Origin of the sequence: Chromohalobacter sp. HP20-39, from assembly GCF_033052815.1 — a bacterium.
GTDB lineage: Bacteria > Pseudomonadota > Gammaproteobacteria > Pseudomonadales > Halomonadaceae > Chromohalobacter.
Genome location: NZ_JAWHTP010001149.1, coordinates 1 through 237, shown reverse-complemented (window position 1 = coordinate 237; position 237 = coordinate 1). Strand labels below are relative to the sequence as shown.

Here is a 237-nt window from a genome sequence, read left to right as displayed (position 1 = left end):
GTGTTGACCGTCTCGAGGTTGATCGCGTGGCGCATCACATGGAACTCGGCCGAGATGCCGTTGCCGCCATGCATGTCACGCGCGATGCGGGCGATGTCGAGCGCCTTGCCGCAATTGTTGCGCTTGATGATGCTGATCGCTTCCGGAGCGAGCATGCCCTCGTCGAACATCCGGCCCGCGCGCAGCGCCGCCTGCAGCCCGAGCGCGATCTCGGTCTCCATGTTGGCGAGCTTGAGC

Annotated in this window: 1 protein-coding gene; it reads right to left on the bottom strand. The window is 65.0% G+C overall.

Translation table 11 applies throughout. From position 1 onward, the window contains the following. Nucleotides 1-237, bottom strand: a 237-nt coding sequence (locus RVY79_RS21490) for an acyl-CoA dehydrogenase family protein (RefSeq protein WP_317466651.1), incomplete at both ends; no start/stop codon positions are given.